Raw genomic sequence first — 20,503 nt, 5'->3', positions numbered from 1 at the left:
ATGCACACCAATAAGTAACTAATCTGTGAGCGTTGGTCAAGACAATTTGCTCAAAAAGCTCAATAACTTTTTAGTTCTTTCAGTTAATAAAGTTCGACGATAAGTATCAGCCGCCTGTTTAATAGCACTTGCTTGAGTGGGATAAGGATGAATAACTGTAGCCAGTTTACTCAAGCCCATCTTGCCAATAATCGCTGTAGTAATCTCACTAATCATTTCTCCACCGTGAGGGGCGACTATGGTTGCTCCTAAAATTTCGTCTGAACCTTGTTTGTGGAGAATTTTCAGAAAGCCTTCGGTTTCTCCATCTGCCAAGGCGCGATCAACTTCATCAAAGTTGATTTTAATGGTGTTGCAGCTAATTCCTTTTGCCTGTGCCTCTGATTCATACATTCCCACATGAGCAATTTCAGGATCGGTATAAGTTACCCAAGGCATAACCAAATCACTCAGCTTCGATTTGCCCAAACCAAAGGGAGAAAATAAAGTGTTTTTAATCACAATTCGCGCAGCAGCATCAGCAGCATGGGTAAATTTCCAATTCATACAAATATCTCCCGCAGCATAAATTTTGGAGTTGGAAGTTTGTAAATTGTCATTTACTTTTACTCCTTTTCGGGGATCATATTCTACTCCCACTGCCTCTAAATGGAGACTTTCGACATTAGGCTGCCTACCTGCACCAGCCAAAATTTCATCGACTACAATTGATTCGGGTTCACCATCACCTTTAAAGCTAATCACTTTACCTTCCACACTCTGCTCAACTCTCTGTAGCTGGCAGTTTAAAACTAAGCGTATACCTTCTTTGACAAATGCTTGTTGTATTATCTTTGCTGCGTCTGGATCTTCTTTATCGAGTAAATGAGAATTTTTGTGAAATAAAATGACTTCACTACCCAAACGATTAAAAGCCTGAGCTAGTTCGCAACCAATTGGACCTCCGCCAATTACCGCTAGCCTTTTAGGTAATGCCGTGAGGGAAAAAACATTTTCGTTAGTTAGATATCCGACTTCTTCTATCCCTTCAATTCTGGGTTTTGCTGCCCTCGCACCGCTGGCAATTACCGCCTTTTTAAACTTCAGGGTTTGCCCGTTTACAATAATAGTATTCTCATTCTCAAAACTTGCTTCACCAAAAAAAACATCAACCCCTGCTTTTTTAGCTGCTACTGCCGAATCTACTGGACTAATCTTAGTTCTTACCTGACGCATCCTTGCCATTACTTTAGGGAAATCGACCTCAATATTTTCTGGGGGTTTAACTCCATAAGCTAAAGACTCTTTCATGTTTGCTACCACACGGGAAGAACGAATTAGGCACTTTGAGGGGACACAGCCTACATTTAAACAATCTCCGCCCATGAGGTTTTTTTCGATCATGGCGACTTTCAAACCAATATCTAATCCTGCTGCACCTTTGGCTGTAACTAGTCCTGCTGTACCTGCACCAATCACAACCAAATCATAACAATCTACGGATTTAGGATTTGCCCAGTCTGGGGGATGAACGTTAGCCAGCAACTGCTGATTATATTCGTCCATTGGCGAAATGGTCACTGCATGATCTTGATTATTCATAATTAATTACGCTCAATGTAAATTTGCGATCTTAAAATTTATTACTTATTACTTAAACTTGTTTTTCACCTCCATCAATCGTATCAATCGACTCATCTAAAGCCTTTCTAGCAATCTTAGTAACGTAGAGAGTGACTGCTACTGTAGCAACAAAGCCAATAATGCGAATAGCCCATTGAGCAATAGGATTAGCATCAAGTTGTGTTTCTCCACCAATTGTGGCAATACTTCCAGCTAGAGAACCAATATAAACATACATAATTGTGCCTGGAATCATGCCCACTGAACCCAAAACATAATCTTTTAAAGATACTCCCGTAACACCCAATCCATAATTTAAGAGATTAAACGGAAAAATAGGTGATAGTCGGGTCAAAAGCACAATTTTAAGTCCTTCTTCGCCTACAGCTTGATCGATCGCCTTAAATTTTTGATTGCCTGCAATTTTTTTGGAGATCCAGCCTCTTGCTAGATAACGACCCACTAAAAATGCTAAAGTTGCCCCAATAGTTGCCCCAAAGAAAACATAGATTGAACCTTTAAGAATCCCGAATACTACCCCTGCACCAAGGGTAAGAACTGAACCAGGCAGAAATGCCACCGTAGCCACAATATAAATTAACATAAAGGCAATAGGCGCGATCGCGCCTAAATCATCAACCCATTGCAGGGCATTACGTAATAGTTCTTGAGGATGGAAACTCCCGCTATTGGCTGCTGATTGTGCTTGGGCTGGTGCAGCAAATAACATCACTCCGAGCAAAAGGAGGATGACGATTCTCAAATCTTTGATTTTCATAACTTTTGAGAGGGAATATTGCCTCTACCTTAACTCCATAATTAAATTTCACAAGACTTGCTGAAAATAAGCTGAAAACTTGAATAGCTGTTGATTAATTCTAGAAAGTCTTGACTTTAGAAGTAAGTTTTGATATCCCAAACCAGACAGAAAGCTGATATGTTATGGGGAGATAAATAACAAGAAAGATCGGGGTTTACTTTTTTTAAGAATGAGTTACCAGAGGGTTTTATTAAAACTAAGTGGCGAAGCTCTGATGGGCAACTTAGGCTATGGCATTGATCCCGCAGTAGTCGCCGAGATTGCTCAAGAAGTTGCAGATATTGCCAAAAGCGGTGTGCAGGTTGCCATTGTTGTCGGTGGAGGAAATATTTTTCGAGGGATGAAGGCTTCGGCTGCGGGGATGGACAGGGCTACGGCTGATTATATTGGCATGATCGCCACTGTTATGAATGCCATGACTTTGCAAGATGCTTTAGAGAGAATTGGTATTGCCAATCGACTACAAACTGCTATTTCGATGCAGGAAGTCGCTGAACCCTATATTCGTCGTCGGGCAATTCGTCACTTAGAAAAAGGGCGAGTGGTTATCTTTGGTGCAGGTTCAGGAAATCCATTCTTTACTACTGATACCACTGCTGCACTAAGAGCAGCAGAAATAGATGCGGAAATTATTTTTAAAGCTACTAAAGTAGACGGGATTTATGATAGCGATCCCAAAAAGAATCCCCATGCTCATCGCTATCAAAGTTTGACCTACAATCATGTACTAACCAATGAATTAAAGGTAATGGACAGTACGGCGATCGCTTTATGTAAAGAAAATGATATTCCTATATTAGTATTCGATCTTTCTGTTAATGGTAATATTATGCGTGCTACTAAAGGGGAATCTGTCGGCACTATTGTAGGAGGAAGCTGTGAAGTTATCTGAAATAAAGGAACGTATGCAAAAGACAATTGAGGCAACTCAAAGGTCTTTTAACACTATTCGTACAGGAAGGGCAAGCACTTCTTTATTAGACCGCGTTATGGTGGACTATTATGGCGCAGAGACTCCCTTAAAATCTCTGGCTAACTTAAGTACTCCCGACGCGACAACAATCATGATTCAGCCTTACGATAAAGGCAGTATGGGACAGATTGAAAAAGCAATTTCTCTTTCTGATATTGGCTTAACTCCCAATAACGATGGAAATTTAATTAGGCTTAACATTCCTCCTTTAACCAAAGAGCGTCGTCAACAACTAGTTAAGACAGCAAGCAAGTTAGCTGAAGAAGGTAAGGTGGGAATTCGTAATATTCGTCGTGATGCGATCGACGAAGTGCGTAAACAGGAAAAAAGCAGCGATATTTCTGAGGATGAGTCTAGAGATTTGCAGGATGAAATTCAAAGCGTTACTGATGAGTTTAACCAGAAAATTGATGATTTGCTAGCTGTTAAAGAGAAAGATATTTTGACCGTTTAGATTTTACAGCAGTTTTCATGCTTGATAGACTACGTTGTTAATCGATTAGTTTTTAGCTATCAGCTATCAGCTATTAGTTTTTCAGATTAAACTTGTTTGTTTTACTCAACCCAAAAGCGCAGTAAGTCAATAACTTTTTTTTAGGGTTAAAATATAGACCGTATTTTATAAGAATGATGCGGTCTATAACTTCTATGACTGATGATAATCCCCAATTCTTACTGTTTGCTCAACATGGCTGGGCTGATACGGGCAAAGCAATTGGTAAATTAGCACAAATAGCAACAGCTAATTCTTCTACATTAATTATCGCACCTAGCTTGGGATTGATCAAAACTTTTATTAGAATTGAGCCTTTAATTAAAAGATTAGAGCAAATTGCCACCCAAGTAATTAACAATTATCCCCATGTGCCGATCAAAATTATGGGACATTCTATGGGGGGATTATTATGGTTAGAAGTGCTAAATCGCAATCCTCAATGGTGGCATAAGGTTCATTCCCTGATCTTACTTGGCTCTCCCGTTGGTGGCTCAAATATAGCTCGCATCATCGATCCTCTGGGTATTGGTGTTGGTACAGCTAGAGATTTGGGCAAAAATCGTCGCGATCTGGCTGAAAGAATTGCTCAACAAATTCCCACTCTTTCGGTTGCTAGCGACATCGATCTCGGCAGCGATGGTTTAGTAACGGTAGAAAACACCAAGTTTGCTTATGCTAACTGGCTGCTGATTCTTGGTGTTCAGCATGATGCCATGAGATATCATGCTGATATAATTCCTATAATTCAAGAATTTTGGAAAAACCCTCAACTAGGATTACCCGCTGAAGACAACGCTAGCCAATTTATTAAACGTTTACGTTCTGTACCAGGTATGACTGATGCAGGCTATCATAACTTTGGGCGATCGCAAATTATCGCTAGCTTTGCTGACGGTACTACCTTGCACACCTGGAACAATCTATTAGGCATAAATCATGTCTATATTGGCAACTCTAGAAAAGAGTGTCTTTATGCTGGATACGTCGGTTCAATCCATAATTTTGGATTACGTCAAGCCGTTAAAGAAATTCAACAGTATATTTCTTAAAACTAACTGAAGTTTTTCTGCTAAATTACTTGACAAGCTTAGGGATAAAGTTGCTATACTGTTTCTGTTGTAAAACGTTGGGGTGTCGCCAAGCGGTAAGGCATCGGTTTTTGGTATCGACATTCCTAGGTTCGAATCCTAGCACCCCAGTAAGATAATCTATGATCAAGCTCCTGCAAGAGTTATACAAACTAAGGGATCTTCTAAAACCAGATTTTAATTAATTCTGGCAACAGTCGTTATCAATAAAATATTATTCGCGTTGTTCGGGTCGCAGCACAATTATCGTGAGAACTCCTGAAATAATGATAAATCCCACGTTAATTCCCAACAAAAACAAACCGCCAAAACCTATCACAGGATTTTTGGATAAAAAAGCAATACCCGCAGCTGCGACCGCTGGGACTAAAGCCAAAGCAGCCACTACTCCCACCAAAGTATCTGTTTTCTGCTTAATTAGAGCGACCGCTCCAGAAACACCTGCTGCCATTGCTGCAATAACGCTATACCATCCTGGCTTTACTCGTTCTTCTAATAAGCTCTTGTTGAGCAGATTAGTTTCTGCGCGAATTACTTGAGTAATATTTAAGATCCAGGTGGTTAACATAGCAAAAGCCATTGCTATTAAAAAGCCGAGAAATGCGGTAGTCAAACCTCTTAATGCTAACCGAGGCTTTCTAACTACTATTGCCAAAGAAACTAAACCCAAAGGCGGTAATGCAGGAGCAATAACCATCGAACCAATCAAAATGGGTACTGAGTCAGTTAATAAAGCAACTGCTGCTAACACGCCAGCCATAGCCATAAATACCAAGTAGGAAGAAGTTAGTTTTGCCTGCTTGGTAATTTTTTTAATGGTGCGTAGCGAAGCCATGCCGTAGGCTTATCGCTAACTAACGGTTTAGAAGTCACATAATTACACAATACTATTATTTTGAATATATTATCATCACTCTGATTCTTCCAAGGGGATTAAGTTTGAATCACCAACCTCAAAACAGCAAGCAAAAAGCCGCGAATACTTCGTTAAAATATCCCGCGACTTATAAGATAATTATTAAATTTAGCTACAAAGTTTATACGTTGGCTGTTTCAGTTGTTTTAGCTGTAAGCTTTTCGTAAGTTTCGCGCATTTTTAAACCAACTAATACTTGGAATAAACCAGTTCCATTATTAGAACCAGGATAATCTTTATGTTTTAGCAACAGTTCAGTCATTTCACCATAGTGACCAGTGCTGGTATTGCTTAAATGGCTTTCAATGTAGATCATTTCTTCGAGATTACCAAATTGACCATCTACTTCTAAAATAGACACTTCGTTGTTGTAAAAGCTATCGGGACCATAGTACATTTTAATACCAGGGTAAGCACAAGTAAGCTTACGTCCACAAGGTCGCCAGTCAATAGTAGAACCTTCGTCAAATAGATATACAGTATCAAAGTTGGCTACGCCTTCTTTCTGAATTAAACGAACTTTAAGCAGCTCGCTTTCTTTGTCCTGTACTAGCTGAGTTGGCAACACTTGAATTACAACATCAGCATATCCTCTTTGTACTTCGATATAGGCTTTAAAATCAGGTTCACGAGCCTTAATTGAAGCTAAAATATCTTCGTAAGTATGACCACGTTCAGCCATATCACGTTGAATTTTCCACTGGATTTTAACTTCGTCGCTAATATCAAGATAAACGCTAAAATCTACCAGTTCGCGTACTCTTTCATCGTATAAAGGATGTAGTCCTTCGATTACAACTACTTTATTAGGTTTAATTCTTTCGGGGGGATCGAGTTCACCAGTTTCATGATTATAAATTGGTTTATCGATCGCCCTACCTTCTTTAAGAGCTTTAACTTGCTCATACATCAGGTCAAAATTATTTGCTTTAGGGTTTAAAGCCGTAACACCGGCTGCTCTTCTACCCTTGCGATCGAGACTATGATAGTCGTCAAGACAAATCACGGTCATAAATTCTTTACCAAACAAGTCAGTCAAACGGCGCAAAAATGTTGATTTGCCACATCCAGAGTCGCCTGCAACTCCGATAAGCACCACTCGGTCAAAATCGGCGGTCATAAAATTCCTCTTCTACAAAACTAGATATTTAATTCATGATTATTAAGCAAGCCCAAGGAGTTGAGACACAGAATTATGTTTACCTGCAATTCCTACCTAAGAAAGAAAACTAAAGCTTAATTTTCTAACGTGGTTTTGGACACGTAATAAACATAACAATTCTATTCTAGTGATTTATTCTTAAGTCGCTTTCTGTTTTATTTACGAAAGCGACTTTGGATAAGCTCGATCCTTAGTCAGTTAATTTAGTATTAAATGCTAACTACTAACATTGAAGGATCTTACCAGAACCTAACCACCTCTACAAGAGAAAATAGCTTTAAGCTGCTTGCCTTAAAAATCAAATTAGAAGCTGGTTTTTCAATTTGCCAGCTTAAAAAAAAATTAAAATGAATTGAAAACTACAGATTTTTATTTGGTCAAGAATATACATTGTACTCAAGGACTAATCTCTGATACTATTTTTCACCCAAAATCTTGCTGACTTATGAATGAAGAATAGTCTCTCAACGACACTCTATTGATACAATACAAACATTCTAAACTACTGCTTTTAGATTTCTGCTCATCACAATCAAGAGTACGAAGACGAATTCAGTTATGTAAGGTATTTAATAGTTTAAATTTAAATTGGGAGAAAAAAGTCAGCGTAATGTATAACTCTAGTGCAGCTTTTTCTAGCAGCAATTCACAGTACAAAAACCGTTTATTTATTTATGAGGTAGAAGGTCTATCTCAAAACGGTACTGATACAAACGTTCCTATTCGCAGTAGCGGTACTGTGTCCATTACTGTTCCCTACAGTCGAATGAATCAAGAGATGCGACGTATCAACCGTTTGGGTGGAAAAGTAATCAGTATTAAGCCAGTTGGTAGTGATGTGCCAGCACAGACTAGCCAACCTGCAACCCAGAAAAAAGCTGAAGCCGCATCCAAGGATAAAAAACCTATGACTCAAGCACAACCAAAAAAAGCAGAGAAAAAGAAAGTTCCCGTTAATATTTACCGTCCTAAAGAACCATACGTTGGTAAATGTACTGATATCTATGACTTAGTAGATGAAGGCGGTATTGGTACTTGTCGCCACATGACATTTGATCTTTCTGGTGGAGACTTGTACTATGCCGAAGGTCAAAGTATTGGCATCATTCCTCCAGGTGAGGATGATAAAGGCAAGCCTAACAAGTTGAGACTATATTCGATCGCATCGACTCGTCATGGAGATAATCTAGACGGCAAAACTGTGTCTTTGTGTGTACGTAAATTAGAATACAAAGATCCTGAAACAGGAGAACAGGTCGAAGGAACTTGTTCCAGCTTTTTGTGTAACCTCAAGCCTGGTGATGATGTAGCTATTACTGGTCCTGTCGGTAAGGAAATGCTGCTTCCCGATGATGAAGATGCAAACGTAATTATGATTGCCACAGGCACAGGTATTGCTCCTTTTCGTGCCTACCTATGGCGAATGTTCTTAGAAGGAGATAAAAACCCTGACTATAACTTTAAAGGTTTTTCATGGTTGTTCTTTGGAATTCCCAAAACTGAGAATATTCTCTATAAAGAACAGTTAGAAGAAATGGTTGAGAAACATTCTGACAACTTCCGCATGGACTATGCCATTAGTCGTGAGCAAAAGAATTCAGAAGGTGGAAGAATGTATATTCAGCATAGAATTGCTGAACACGCTGACGAACTTTGGGAGTTAATCCAAAATCCTAAAACTCATACCTATATTTGTGGTCTAAAAGGCATGGAAGGTGGTATTGATGAAGCACTCAGCGCAGCAGCAGAGAAAAATGGCGTTAACTGGGATGAATATCGCAAAGCGATGAAAAAAGAACACCGCTGGCACGTTGAAACCTACTAATATATTGCTTTAAGCTCTAGATTAACAATTGTAAACGTTAATCATAGTACATCGCGTCTACTAAATAATTTAGTGGGCGCAATTTTTTGAAAATTGCTGGAACACATTTCTGTAGCTTTTCCTAATCATCCCAATTCTTGAAAATAGCTGAAGAGATGAATATCCAGATGTAAAGGTTAACAGCCGTTGACCCCTACTTAAATAAAATTGAAGGTAGATCTTGAAACAGCCGAATAATGCCGACAAAAACGGTAAAAAATTCCAAACGTCCTAGAAACATTCCTACAATTTGCGTCCAAAGCAACCCAACAGGCGCATCAGCCGAAGTAACGCCAATAGAAAGCCCTACAGTGCTAAGACTGCTGGCATATTCAAATAGGCTATCAGGAAGAGGATTGCCATAGGCAGCAGTAATTATTACACCGATGGAAAATACTAAAAAGTACAAAAAGAGAAATAGGGCAATAGTACGAACTTGATTGTCATTAAGAAAGCTACGGCGATCGCCCTGCCAGTAATTAGGTTCGGTGACAGTATTCTTAGGCTGCAACATTCGTTTTACTTCCCATAGCAACGCCCGATATAGTGCGTAAACCCGAAACTGTTTGATCCCGCCTGCGGTGGCGCCTGTACCGCCACCAATTAACATCAGAATAATCATAATTGTCCAGCCTAAGCTATTCCAATCGCTATAGCCAACCGTAGAAAAGCCTGTGGTAGAAAGAGCAGATACTACTTCAAAAATAGCTACTCTGACTCCTTTTCCTAATGTGTCATAAAGGCTAACTGCAACACCAAAAAATATAATCAAGACGCACAGGGGTATAATTAAAGCCATTAATCTGACTTCACCATTACGAATTACAGACTTAAATTTACCCGTCAATAAAAAATAGCTAGTTAAAAAATTAAGCGTACCTAAAATCATCAGAAAAATAGTAACAGCTTCAACGGAGGGAGAGTCCCAATAGCCAATCGAATCGGTGCGGGTAGAAAAGCCACCCGTAGACAGTGCAGCAAAAGAATGGTTAACCGCATCAAACCAACCCATTCCCGCGATCCACAATGCTAAAATACCGACTACGGCATAGCCTGAATAAATACTCAAAACCAATTTAGCCGATCGCCTGACGTTGGGCGCAAGCTGTTCAGTCCTACCTTCTGCTGAGGTTAATCCTGCACCTGAAAGCCCAGAAATAGCACTTAGGGCAATAATGGCAAACCCACCACCACCTGCAAGCTCGATGTTGCTGCGGTAAAGTAAAACTAGGTGAGAAGCTTGGGTAACGTCTACTACAGATAACCCCGTAGTCGTCCAACCGCTAGTAGATTCAAATGTAGCCTGAGTGAAGTTTAATCCTTGAATCAGGATGAAGGGAATTGTACCGACGGCGATCGCCACTAACCAAGCTAAAAATACAATTACCGAACCTTCTGGCAAAGAAAGACTAATTACTCTTTTCGGTGCGAGAAACCACCATAACAAGCCACCAACTATGGTTAAAATCACTCCTGGTAGGGCGAAACCCCAAGCCAAGTTAATTTCTTCAGGATAAAAAATAAGTGCTAATAGAGGAGAAAGTATAACTACTCCTGCGATCGCCCAAATCAAACCCGTATAGCCCAAAATTGCCCGATATCGCTGACGTAAAAACTGACTGTAGCGATTAGTTTTTTTCCTTTCGAGTAACACTGTTTTACACTCCTCAAAAACTCTTTAGCCGTTTAAAAGTTTAAATTACTTCTTATATATAAAGACTTAACATACGTCTCTATTACTTTTTACTTACGAGCAGTTTACTCTTTTGTCTTAACAGATAAACTTACTAGAACCCTACTCACTGCACAACAACCGCATTAATTGTCCATAACTTTCTGGTTGACCGATAACTACCAATCGATCTAAAGCCTGTAGACTATTTTCCCCACTAGGAACAATTACCTCACCCTGTCGCAGAATACAGGCAATCAAAGTACCATTGGGAAGCTGTACATCATTAATAGTTTTACCCACTACTGGATTATCTGCTTCTAGTGCAATCTCGGTTACGTTAACTTTCCCATCTGCTATAGGCAGTAAGTTTTGAATATCTCCTGTAGCCGTTTGTTGTTCGATTAAGCTAGCAATAATCTGGGTAGCCGAAAAAGCAACGGTAATACCTAGTTTTTCAAAGATTTGCTGATTTTCAGGATCGTTAACTAGAGCAATGGTACGAGGCACGCCGTATTCTTTTTGAGCAATTTGACAGGCAATCAGATTATCTTCATCTTGAGTCGTCAAAGATAAAACCACATCAGCCTGATATGCACCAGCTTCAGAGAGAGTAGCAGGATCGCTGCCTTCTCCATGTATGACGGTTGCTTTTAAACTCCGTGATAAGGTCTTGGCTTCTTCTAAATCTGCATTGATAATAGTGGTGTAGTAATTCTTGCTGGCAAACTGTTTGGCTAGAAAATAAGCTAATTTACTCCCGCCGATTAGGATAATTTTCATGGTTTATATATTTTTAATTTAGCTAGGAAGATTAGCCATAAAAGCATCGGCAGAAAGCTGTGTCGGACTGATAGTAGCGATACCAAAGTCGCGGTAAATCTTTTCCCGTGCAGGATCGAAAACCCGCGCCAAAACGATCGAAGTCTGAAATACTTGTTTTGCTATTTGTGTCACCATCAAATTGATATTATCTTTATCGGTAACGGCAAGTAAACAGTCTGCTTGCTCGACTTTGGCACTGCGTAATATTTCGAGCTCAGAAGCGTCACCAGTAATCTGAAATCCGCTAAAATCGCTGCTCAAATTGTTAAAAGAACTCTCGTGAGGATCGATTACCACTACGCTATTACCCTGACTGCTGAGACGAGAAGCTAAAATCGACCCCAAACGCCCACATCCGACCACAACGATGTATTGAGATGCCATTGGAAATAAACTCTTAAAAGTAAAATATTGCCACCAAAGTTAGATTGATTTATCAAACGGTAGCAATGAGATTTAAAAAATAAATCGGCACAAGGATAGAGATTAGATGGGTAGAGATTGATAGGTTCTGGCTGCGAAACGATCGGGTATGACAATTAAATAAACGGCAAACATGAAAATCCAGAATTTGTATTCTAGTTGAATTTCAATTTCTGCATCACCACTAATTATTAAAAATGCTGAGATATATTAAGCTGTAGTAATATTTCAATATTTTTCCATAGTTTTTAATTTATTAGTAGTAAAATCAATATCTTTATTGTAAATAGCTTTGAATATTTAAAGCTATTTGTATAATTTTCATGCGAATATGACAAGAATAGAACAGCAATTACGTGAGATAGCTATCGTCAAATTGATAGATATTGAAGCAGATAAAATTAAAGGTAAACACAAAGAAGAATTTAAAAAACACGCGCAAACAATTTTTAATAGCTTACAAACCAAAAACTATTATGAACAATGGAGAATATTTTGCTTTTCCTTTAATTCATTCCATATTTGACTACACAAACAATAGTGTTTTCTATGTTCCCTTTTCAAGTAGCTTTATTGGCATTGGTTCTTGTATTAAGTTTGGACAAGAGACGTGAATATCTTAAAGACTCTCTTGAAAGAATGAAAAAAAAGTCTAGCAAGCGATCTCTATTCGCCAAAATACTTAAATACTTAGCCAATTTTAGAATCAGTAATTAAGGTTTAATTTCTCTTACTGCGCTTTTCTATTTCACAGCCTGGTTATTATAGTTATTTTGCTGTTGCTGAATTTGTTGTTGGATTACTCTTTTTGATGCGCTTGTTCCCCTTCAATACCTTCTAGACGGACATCTAACTCTACCAAAGCGGCCTTGCGTTCGTAAACAATTAAAATATCCCCAGGATAGATACAGGTATCTCCATAGGGTGCGCCAATGTAAATGCGTTGCGGAGTCATGCCGAAAGACTTATCGCGTCTTTCAATACCCAAAACAGCAATTCCTTCATCTGCTAATCGTAACTCTTTCAATTTCTATCACCTTGTATTTTCCTTTCAAATGCAAAAGACGAGCATAATCTTGCAAATCTAGATCCGTCCAGCGACGTAAAGCTTTTCTCACCAGACGAGTTAAAATGCGGTTAAAAGCGCGATTAGTAGCCAATAGCCACAAAACCCCAATGCCAATTAGCAGATAAAACAAGCGAGATAGTCCATCTCCAGGGGAAGAGGTGGAAACAAAAGTTAGAACTAAAGAAGAGATAACGGTAATAAATCCTGCATTACCTAAAAACATCAGCCACATAATGATACGTCGCCGTAGGGGGTGCTTAACTATTGCCTCTGATTCTGCCGTCGTAAATCCCGTATCAGTAAAAGCCGAACGCGCCTGAAATCTAGAGGATGTTCGCGATAAACTAGTTAAGGTCAATGCTTCCAAGATGCCTTCATTGCTCAGTTATAGGCAAATTTTGTCAGGCAGGTATGTGGCAAGATTCATCGCAACGACCTCGTAATTTTAGCAACCAATACTTCTAATCAAAGAACTAATAGCAAATCTACTGTAGGGAAACTAGCAGAGGCAGTTGCTCGTTCTTAATCTACCACTTCTGTTTTAGTAATTCATTTTCCTAATAGTTAACAGTTATTAGATTTATTATTTAATCTACTACTCGATATTTGTGAAGCACGATTCTTAAGCTTCAACCAAGTGTATATATCAACGTCTCGCCTAAAACTCCGAATACATTCCATGGCATCGAAAAAATTCTCTTCTGTACCAGTCAACGCAATATTAATTATCATTTGTCTTGCTTCTTCTGTATAAGCTTCATCAAGAAGATGAATTAAACACTCAATCCAAAAATTGCTTTTTTCTTTTAAATTCAAATTACGTAAAGCCAACCAATCACCAGTAGAAAACGAACGTACAAATGCAATACCTTCCTCTTTAACTCCGACTTCCTCACCCCAAGGTTCATTTGGATAAATAGCACCATTATTTGTATGGCGATCGATAAAGTTAATTAAATTGCTAATAGTCATGAATGTTGAAAATAAATGAGATAATTTGTACCTCTAATCTCAAAGCCTTTACCAATTCAATTAGCAATAAGCCTATAGGTCAAAAAATATCTTGAACCAGAAGAATAAAAACTACGGTTTTTAGAGTATATGGGGTTTAGGCATTAAATTTGTTAGTTATTCAAGTTTTAAGGGAATTATATTTTTACATGACTTATAAGATTTGGATAATGACTGTTAATCAATTAATACACGGTTTAAATTTTCAAGCGCATTCTAAAAGAATAAATTCTATTTGCTTTAGCGACAACGGTAAACTTTTGGCTAGCTCAAGTAAGGATAAGACTATAAAAGTTTGGCAATTAGAAAAAGGAAAATTAGTCAATACAATCTTTTTTGAATCAGATTACGCTAATTGTATTGCTTTCAATCGAAATAATAAAACGCTAGTTAGTGCAGAAGAAGATAAAACAATTAAACTCTGGTCTTTACAGGCTGAAAAACTAACTTACACTTTCACTGGTCATCAAAAAGCAGTAAATTCAGTAGCTGTTCATCCTAATGGCAAGTTGATTGCTTCTGCAAGCGATGATGAAACAGTCAAACTTTGGTCGTTAAAATCAGGCAAAGAAGTCTGCACTTTAACAGGACACACAGATAATGTTGTCGCCGTTTTGTTTAGCCCTAATGGAAGTATTTTAGCTAGCAGCGGTGATATTAATGACAAAACGGTTAAGCTATGGTTTTTATCAGAAAATAGAAGCGTTACTATAAAAGGTCACTCTGATTGGTTTGGTGGAGTTTATTCAATAGCTTTTAGCTTCGATAGTAAATTGATTGCTAGCGGTAGCAAAGATAAGACTATCAAAATTTGGCAAGTTGATACAGGAAAAGAGGTAGCTACCCTGGAGGGGCATAGTGATGAGGTTACTTCTGTCGCTATAAGTGCAGACAACAAAATTTTAGCCAGTGGTAGCAAGGATCAAACTTTGAAACTATGGAAGTTAGACACCAGAGTATTAATCTCTACTATAGATTTTGGTGAAGCAATACAAACAGTTTCATTTAGTCCCAACAGCAAAATGCTAGCGACAGGGTGTGAAAAAGGAAATATAAGGTTATTTAAACCTCAATCAAAATTGAATAGCTTTCTTCAAGAACTATTAAACTAAAGTTGCTCGCCAGTAAAACCACAAAATAAAAGCTTTTCCTGATACAATCAGCGATCGCTCTTAAAATCTCCAACTTATAATGTTTTGATAAATGCTCAACGTTAAATGATATGACTTATACCCTTAACCTAAAAGCCTTCACTGACTCAATTAGCGATCGCTCTCTAGAACAACTATGTAGAGAAAATCCCGATCTTAGATTTGAAACCGATACTAATGGAAAACTAATTATCATGTCGCCAACAGGAAGCGAAAGCGGAAAAAAAAACCTGAACCTGGCGTTTCAATTTGAATTATGGAATCGGCAGTCAAAAACAGGAGTAGTGTTTGATTCTTCTACAGGCTTCAGGTTATCAAATGGTGCAATTCGTTCTCCTGATGTTAGCTGGATTGCAGGCGATCGCTGGAATAGTTTGGGCGATAAACAGAAAAGAGGCTTTGCACCGATAGATCCTGATTTTGTTATTGAGTTACTGTCTCCTACCGACAACCTGTCAACCACTCAACAGAAAATGGCAGAGTATCTAGACTGCGGTGTAAAATTAGGTTGGTTAATCAATCCCGATGCCAAAGAAGTAGAAATATATCGCCTCGGCGAAGATAAAGAACTAATTAGTAATCCCAGCAACTTATCTGGCGAAGACATATTACCAGGATTGACTATGGACTTATCCGATATTTTCTAAATTTTTTTGGCAAATAAAGTTTTTATTACTTCCTACTTCCTACTTTTTACTTTCTACTTCCTCATCAAAGGCTTGGTCTATTACTAGAATTACTGGTGGCTCTATCTAAATTATCTTTTGCAGATTGATAGGTAGGATCTAAACTTATAGCAACGCGGTAGTTTTTGATTGCGCTAGCAAAATCTCCCAAAGTTTCCTGTAGCTGTCCTAAAAAATCGAAGGCATCGGGTTTAGCGGGATCTGAACCGATCGCTTTTTTTGTTTGAGCGATCGCATTATCAAAATCTCGTTTTCTAGCTGAGTTTCTAGCAGCTTTTAAACTAGCTTTATATTCTGATACTGACTCTGCTTCAGTTGATTCTGTTTCTAAAACATTATGAACTAGATTTCTTAGTTCTTTAGGCGTAAAAGGTTTTTGCAAGAAATCTACTGCGCCTAGTTTCATAGCTCCTACTGCATTATCTACCGTGCCGTGAGCGGAGATCAAGACAATTTTAATCTCAGGATATTTGGCGATCGCCTGTTGCAGCAGTTCCATGCCGTTCATCCCAGGCATTTTCAGATCGGTAATAATCAGATCGTACTGCTCGTTGGTTAACTGCAACATGGCATCTTTACCATCAAATGCCGTATGTACAAAATAATCAAGAGACTCTAACGCCATACTCACGGTACGTCTAATGTTTTTGTCGTCATCAACTACCAGAATTTTTGCCTGCGACATTAGTTTGCTCTCCTATAATTTTATTCTCCGTGACTGATTGGTAAAGTAAAGGTAAATGTGCTTCCTTGACCAACAGTAGAATCTACCCATATTCTACCTCCATGAGCTTGAACCATTTCCTTACAAATAGCTAAACCCAAACCACTACCACCGACATCTTTTTCGGTTTCGACCTGAACAAATTTATCAAATATTTTACTTTGAAATTCTAAAGGAATACCCGCTCCCTTGTCGGTAACAAATATTTCTACCCAGCTATTTCTAGACGTTGCACCAATTTTAATTTCTTCTCCTGCTTCGCTATAGCGCAGTGCATTAGCAATTAAATTAGTTAATACCCAAATAATTTTATTGGCATCTGCCTTTACTCGTATCTCCTCAGATAGAGATTGCTTTGCTAGGGTTATTTCTTTTTGTTTTGCCTGTATCTGCAAAGCGGAAATTGCTTTATCTAACAAAAAGTTAACTTCAACATCTATAAAGTCTAGCTCTATTTTTCCCGACTCAATCTTAGATAAATCCAGCAGATCGTTAACCAAACTACGCAACCTTTCCACGTCTTCGACTGCGGCGTCTAATAGTTCTGATTCTGACTCAGAGAGCTTATTTTCTGTGGTTTCTGCAAGTAAATTGAGGCTCATTGCCATTCCCGTCAGGGGAGTACGTAACTCATGAGAGGCCGTAGCCACAAACTCGCTTTTAAGATTATCCAATTCTTTGAGCTTAGTGACATCCTGCAACAACAAAATTGCTCCAATCGTCTTTTCTGTCTCACTAATTACGGGGGTGATAGCAAACTTATAGTACAGAGTATGTTTTTCTCGCTCAACCGTTAAAATATCGTCTTCTAACTGGGGAGGTGTTCCTGTTTCGGCAGTATGTCTAAGATGTTGATACAGTTGGCGATTATCAAAGACATCCAGAAAATGATTATTAGTCGCCAGCATTGACTTAACATTGGCAATACTGGCTGCAATAGGATTGATCGCTATAATTCTAAGTTCGCTATCGACGACAATAATGCCGTCGGCAATACTCTGGACAATTGCTTCGCTACGCTGCTTCTCGACGATCGTTTTACCCACGTTGAGATCGCGAAATGCCTTGAGTTTTTGACTCATGGTAGTTATTTCTCGCGCCAGCACTCCTAATTCATCTTCGGATTTAACCTGGAGTGCAATATCATACTCACCCCTAGCAATCTTTTCTGTAGCAGTAGTCATTTCTGTCAGGGGTTGAACGATGCGACGGGTTAATAGCAAACTAAATCCCAAACTAATTCCTGCTGCGGTAGCCCCAGCGATCGCCATCGACCAAATCGCTTGGCTCGATACCTGTTGAGCGTTGGCTGAAGCTGCTTCCATTGCTGATTGATTTATATTCCGCAGTTGAGCGCAGCGATCGCGTATTTGTTCAATAATAGGTACGATTCTTTCGTAGTAGTCTTCGGTATTTGGGTTGTTCTGCTGCTGTAGTCTAAAGAAAGCCGTTAGATAATCTTGATAAGCTTCTTCAATGCTAGCAATGATTTTTCCCTCTCCTGGAATGGTAATGTTACCTTCTGCTCGTCCTAACCACTTGAGAAATTCGATTTGGTTGTTCCGAAACTGCTGACCACCTTGTTCTTTATTTTCCAAGAGAAATAATAAAATTGCACTATCTTGTCGCTCAAGTGCATCAATAGTATTTTCCGCTGCCAGGATACTGCGGTAGTTTTCTTTTAAAATTGCTTCGCTAGCTTTACCCAAGCGACGCAGATTAACTACACCCCAACCACCGACTAAGATAACTAAAGCCAAAGACAGGCCATAGCCCAGCAAAATTTTACTTTTAAGCTTCATATTTTAGTGTGGAACTAGCACAAGCTTTCTTAGTTCAATCCTTATCCAAAATTTTATTACAGCAAATCTGAATTACACACTTTCTCAAATTTAATTCTCAAAAATGTCTTCTAGAGTGCAAAATGTTTATGCCGATTTGTAATTTTGTGATAAATTTTGCCTTAAAAATGAGAATTATGTTAAATTTAGTTAAGCTAGAGATAATACAAAGCAAAGAAACTTGACAGAGAAAAGGCGTTTACGCTTTGCATTACCAAAGTAAGATGCACTAAATGATTGACTGACTGTTCGCCAAAAATAATAACACCACTAAAATAAGAATAACTTGAGCAGTAAAATCTTAGTAAAGTTGTGAAAAAATGGAAGTAGCGTATACACCGTGCGACGAAGCATTTCTGCTAAAGAGCAAAAAATAATCTTAAAAATATTCAATTTAGAACATTACTTAACTTATGAAAGATTTTTCGTGGAGAATTGTATTACTTTGGACATTACCTTTATTGGTAGTCGGATTTTTCCTTTGGCAGGGAACTTTTTCCGCACCAACTGCTAGCAGTGGCTTAAATGGCAATACTGCTAACACTCGTATGACCTACGGACGATTCCTAGACTATCTCAATTCAGGGCGGGTTTCTTCGGTAGAACTGTACGAAAATGGGAGAACGGCAATTGTCGATGCGATTGACCCAGAACTTGACAACCGCATTCAAAAGCTAAGAGTTGACCTACCTGCTAACTCCCCTGAACTTATTACCAAGTTGCGCGATGCAGATATTAACTTCGATTATCATCCGACTGGTAATGAAGGTGCAGTATGGGGACTTTTAGGTAATCTTCTGTTTCCAATAATTTTAATTGGAGCATTGTTTTTCTTATTCCGTCGTTCCAACAGTATGCCTGGTGGTCCTGGACAAGCAATGAACTTTGGGAAATCCAAAGCTAAGTTCCAAATGGAAGCCAAAACAGGCATCATGTTTGATGATGTGGCGGGTATTGACGAAGCCAAAGAAGAGCTACAAGAAGTAGTTACTTTCTTAAAACAGCCCGAAAGATTTACCGCAGTTGGGGCAAAAATTCCTAAAGGGGTATTGTTAATCGGTCCTCCTGGAACTGGTAAAACTCTTTTGGCAAAAGCGATCGCTGGTGAAGCTTCTGTTCCTTTCTTTAGCATCTCTGGTTCTGAATTTGTGGAAATGTTTGTCGGCGTAGGTGCATCTCGTGTGCGGGATTTATTTAAAAAAGCCAAAGAAAACGCTCCTTGCTTAATCTTTATTGATGAGATTGACGCAGTGGGTCGTCAGCGGGGTGCTGGTATTGGTGGCGGTAACGACGAGAGGGAACAAACTCTCAACCAACTGCTAACGGAGATGGACGGTTTTGAGGGTAATACAGGGATTATTATTATCGCTGCTACTAACCGTGCCGATGTTTTAGATTCTGCCTTAATGCGTCCTGGTCGTTTTGACCGTCAGGTAATGGTAGATAACCCCGATATTAAAGGTCGTCTAGAAATTTTAGAAGTTCACGCTCGTGATAAAAAAATTGCTCCCGAAGTTTCCTTAGATGCGATCGCTCGTCGTACCCCTGGCTTCTCTGGTGCAGACCTTGCCAACTTGCTAAATGAAGCAGCCATCTTAACTGCTAGAAGACGCAAACAAGCTGTTACCATTCTTGAAATTGATGATGCGGTAGATCGCGTTGTCGCTGGTATGGAGGGTACTCCTTTAACCGATGGTAAAAGCAAGCGGTTAATTGCTTATCACGAGATTGGTCATGCGATCGTGGGTACTTTAGTCAAAGACCACGACCCAGTACAAAAAGTAACCCTAATTCCTCGTGGACAGGCTCAAGGTTTAACTTGGTTTACACCAAATGAAGAACAAGGCTTAATCAGTCGCTCACAGCTAATGGCAAGAATTGCTGGTGCTATGGGTGGTCGTGCAGCCGAAGAAGAAATCTTTGGTAACGATGAAGTAACTACTGGTGCTGGTGGTGACTTGCAGCAGGTGTCAGAAATGGCAAGACAAATGGTCACTATCTACGGCATGAGTGACCTCGGTCCTGTGGCGTTGGGTGGACAACAAGGTAATGAAGTATTCCTGGGTGCTGGTCTAACCTCTCGTGCAGAATATTCTGAAGAAGTAGCATCTCGCATTGATGCTCAAGTACGTCAAATTGCTGAACATGGTCATCAGCTAGCACGTAAAATCGTTAGAGAA

The 20,503-nt window shown here is 39.1% G+C and carries 20 protein-coding genes and 1 tRNA gene; 9 read left to right on the top strand and 12 right to left on the bottom strand.

The genetic code is table 11. The features are described from left to right. Nucleotides 1-36: 36 nt before the first annotated feature. Nucleotides 37-1,584 (bottom strand): mercuric reductase, encoded by a 1,548-nt coding sequence (locus SLP02_RS00105; protein WP_413467295.1) that lies wholly within the window; start codon nucleotides 1,582-1,584, stop codon nucleotides 37-39. Nucleotides 1,585-1,633: 49 nt separating this feature from the next. Next, entirely contained in the window at nucleotides 1,634-2,380 is a 747-nt protein-coding gene (locus tag SLP02_RS00100) for a TVP38/TMEM64 family protein (RefSeq protein WP_319418625.1), read from the bottom strand. Between the two features lie 211 nt (nucleotides 2,381-2,591). On the opposite strand from SLP02_RS00100, the gene pyrH reads away from it, so the two are divergent. The 4 genes from pyrH (at nucleotide 2,592) to SLP02_RS00080 (ending at nucleotide 5,090) form a co-directional block, all read left to right on the top strand. Beyond that, nucleotides 2,592-3,314 (top strand): UMP kinase, encoded by a 723-nt coding sequence (pyrH, locus tag SLP02_RS00095; protein ID WP_319418624.1) that lies wholly within the window; start codon nucleotides 2,592-2,594, stop codon nucleotides 3,312-3,314. Further along, nucleotides 3,301-3,849, top strand: coding sequence for a ribosome recycling factor (gene frr, locus SLP02_RS00090; protein WP_319418623.1), 549 nt, complete (start codon nucleotides 3,301-3,303; stop codon nucleotides 3,847-3,849). The genes pyrH and frr overlap by 14 nt, the downstream gene beginning before the upstream one ends. Nucleotides 3,850-4,022: 173 nt before the next feature. After that, nucleotides 4,023-4,940, top strand: a complete 918-nt coding sequence (locus tag SLP02_RS00085; RefSeq protein WP_319418622.1) for a serine aminopeptidase domain-containing protein — start codon at nucleotides 4,023-4,025, stop codon at nucleotides 4,938-4,940. A 78-nt stretch (nucleotides 4,941-5,018) separates the two neighbouring features. Beyond that, a tRNA-Gln gene (locus tag SLP02_RS00080) sits at nucleotides 5,019-5,090 on the top strand. Nucleotides 5,091-5,193: 103 nt separating this feature from the next. Here the strand turns inward: SLP02_RS00080 and SLP02_RS00075 are convergent. Both SLP02_RS00075 and SLP02_RS00070 read right to left on the bottom strand, forming a co-directional pair. Beyond that, complete coding sequence (locus tag SLP02_RS00075) at nucleotides 5,194-5,814, bottom strand: DUF389 domain-containing protein (RefSeq protein ID WP_319418621.1); 621 nt, start codon at nucleotides 5,812-5,814, stop codon at nucleotides 5,194-5,196. 202 nt (nucleotides 5,815-6,016) lie between these two features. Continuing rightward, nucleotides 6,017-7,015 (bottom strand): phosphoribulokinase, encoded by a 999-nt coding sequence (locus SLP02_RS00070; RefSeq protein WP_319418620.1) that lies wholly within the window; start codon nucleotides 7,013-7,015, stop codon nucleotides 6,017-6,019. Between the two features lie 652 nt (nucleotides 7,016-7,667). Here SLP02_RS00070 and petH point away from each other — a divergent pair. Beyond that, nucleotides 7,668-8,882: a ferredoxin--NADP reductase gene (petH, locus tag SLP02_RS00065; protein ID WP_319418619.1), complete on the top strand. Its 1,215-nt coding sequence runs from the start codon at nucleotides 7,668-7,670 to the stop codon at nucleotides 8,880-8,882. Nucleotides 8,883-9,075: 193 nt separating this feature from the next. On the opposite strand, the gene SLP02_RS00060 is transcribed toward petH, so the two are convergent. The 3 genes from SLP02_RS00060 to SLP02_RS00050 form a co-directional block, all read right to left on the bottom strand. Beyond that, complete coding sequence (locus SLP02_RS00060) at nucleotides 9,076-10,575, bottom strand: TrkH family potassium uptake protein (protein ID WP_319418618.1); 1,500 nt, start codon at nucleotides 10,573-10,575, stop codon at nucleotides 9,076-9,078. Between the two features lie 141 nt (nucleotides 10,576-10,716). Continuing rightward, nucleotides 10,717-11,376, bottom strand: coding sequence for an NAD-binding protein (locus SLP02_RS00055; RefSeq protein ID WP_319418617.1), 660 nt, complete (start codon nucleotides 11,374-11,376; stop codon nucleotides 10,717-10,719). A gap of 18 nt (nucleotides 11,377-11,394) precedes the next feature. Further along, the gene (locus SLP02_RS00050) at nucleotides 11,395-11,802 is read right to left on the bottom strand and encodes a potassium channel family protein (protein ID WP_319418616.1); all 408 of its coding nucleotides are present in this window, start codon (nucleotides 11,800-11,802) and stop codon (nucleotides 11,395-11,397) included. 515 nt (nucleotides 11,803-12,317) lie between these two features. Here SLP02_RS00050 and SLP02_RS00045 point away from each other — a divergent pair. Then, on the top strand, nucleotides 12,318-12,455 hold the full coding sequence (locus SLP02_RS00045) for a hypothetical protein (RefSeq protein ID WP_319418615.1): 138 nt from the start codon (nucleotides 12,318-12,320) through the stop codon (nucleotides 12,453-12,455). A 185-nt stretch (nucleotides 12,456-12,640) separates the two neighbouring features. On the opposite strand, the gene SLP02_RS00040 is transcribed toward SLP02_RS00045, so the two are convergent. The 3 genes from SLP02_RS00040 to SLP02_RS00030 all read right to left on the bottom strand — a co-directional run bounded on the left by SLP02_RS00040 (nucleotide 12,641) and on the right by SLP02_RS00030 (nucleotide 13,882). Continuing rightward, nucleotides 12,641-12,868: a hypothetical protein gene (locus SLP02_RS00040; RefSeq protein WP_319418614.1), complete on the bottom strand. Its 228-nt coding sequence runs from the start codon at nucleotides 12,866-12,868 to the stop codon at nucleotides 12,641-12,643. Beyond that, the gene (locus tag SLP02_RS00035; RefSeq protein ID WP_319418613.1) at nucleotides 12,843-13,277 is read right to left on the bottom strand and encodes a hypothetical protein; all 435 of its coding nucleotides are present in this window, start codon (nucleotides 13,275-13,277) and stop codon (nucleotides 12,843-12,845) included. The genes SLP02_RS00040 and SLP02_RS00035 overlap by 26 nt, the downstream gene beginning before the upstream one ends. Before the next feature lie 197 nt (nucleotides 13,278-13,474). Further along, nucleotides 13,475-13,882 (bottom strand): hypothetical protein, encoded by a 408-nt coding sequence (locus SLP02_RS00030; RefSeq protein ID WP_319418612.1) that lies wholly within the window; start codon nucleotides 13,880-13,882, stop codon nucleotides 13,475-13,477. A gap of 209 nt (nucleotides 13,883-14,091) precedes the next feature. Between SLP02_RS00030 and SLP02_RS00025 the strand changes: the two genes are divergently transcribed. Both SLP02_RS00025 and SLP02_RS00020 read left to right on the top strand, forming a co-directional pair. After that, a complete protein-coding gene (locus tag SLP02_RS00025) occupies nucleotides 14,092-15,033 on the top strand; it encodes a WD40 repeat domain-containing protein (protein ID WP_319418611.1) in 942 nt (313 codons plus the stop codon). Between the two features lie 110 nt (nucleotides 15,034-15,143). Then, complete coding sequence (locus tag SLP02_RS00020) at nucleotides 15,144-15,719, top strand: Uma2 family endonuclease (protein ID WP_319418610.1); 576 nt, start codon at nucleotides 15,144-15,146, stop codon at nucleotides 15,717-15,719. A 64-nt stretch (nucleotides 15,720-15,783) separates the two neighbouring features. Here SLP02_RS00020 and SLP02_RS00015 read toward each other — a convergent pair whose 3' ends face one another. After that, complete coding sequence (locus tag SLP02_RS00015) at nucleotides 15,784-16,443, bottom strand: response regulator (RefSeq protein ID WP_319418609.1); 660 nt, start codon at nucleotides 16,441-16,443, stop codon at nucleotides 15,784-15,786. A 20-nt stretch (nucleotides 16,444-16,463) separates the two neighbouring features. Beyond that, nucleotides 16,464-18,284, bottom strand: coding sequence for a HAMP domain-containing sensor histidine kinase (locus SLP02_RS00010; protein WP_319418608.1), 1,821 nt, complete (start codon nucleotides 18,282-18,284; stop codon nucleotides 16,464-16,466). Between the two features lie 452 nt (nucleotides 18,285-18,736). On the opposite strand from SLP02_RS00010, the gene ftsH2 reads away from it, so the two are divergent. Further along, nucleotides 18,737-20,503: ATP-dependent zinc metalloprotease FtsH2 (gene ftsH2 / locus SLP02_RS00005; RefSeq protein ID WP_319418607.1), on the top strand; the 1,767-nt coding region annotated here is incomplete at its 3' end.

The organism is Pleurocapsa sp. FMAR1 (assembly GCF_963665995.1).
In the GTDB taxonomy this organism is placed as follows: domain Bacteria; phylum Cyanobacteriota; class Cyanobacteriia; order Cyanobacteriales; family Xenococcaceae; genus Waterburya.
Note: the sequence above shows the minus strand (reverse complement) of the source record. Positions and strands in the feature narration are given on the sequence as shown.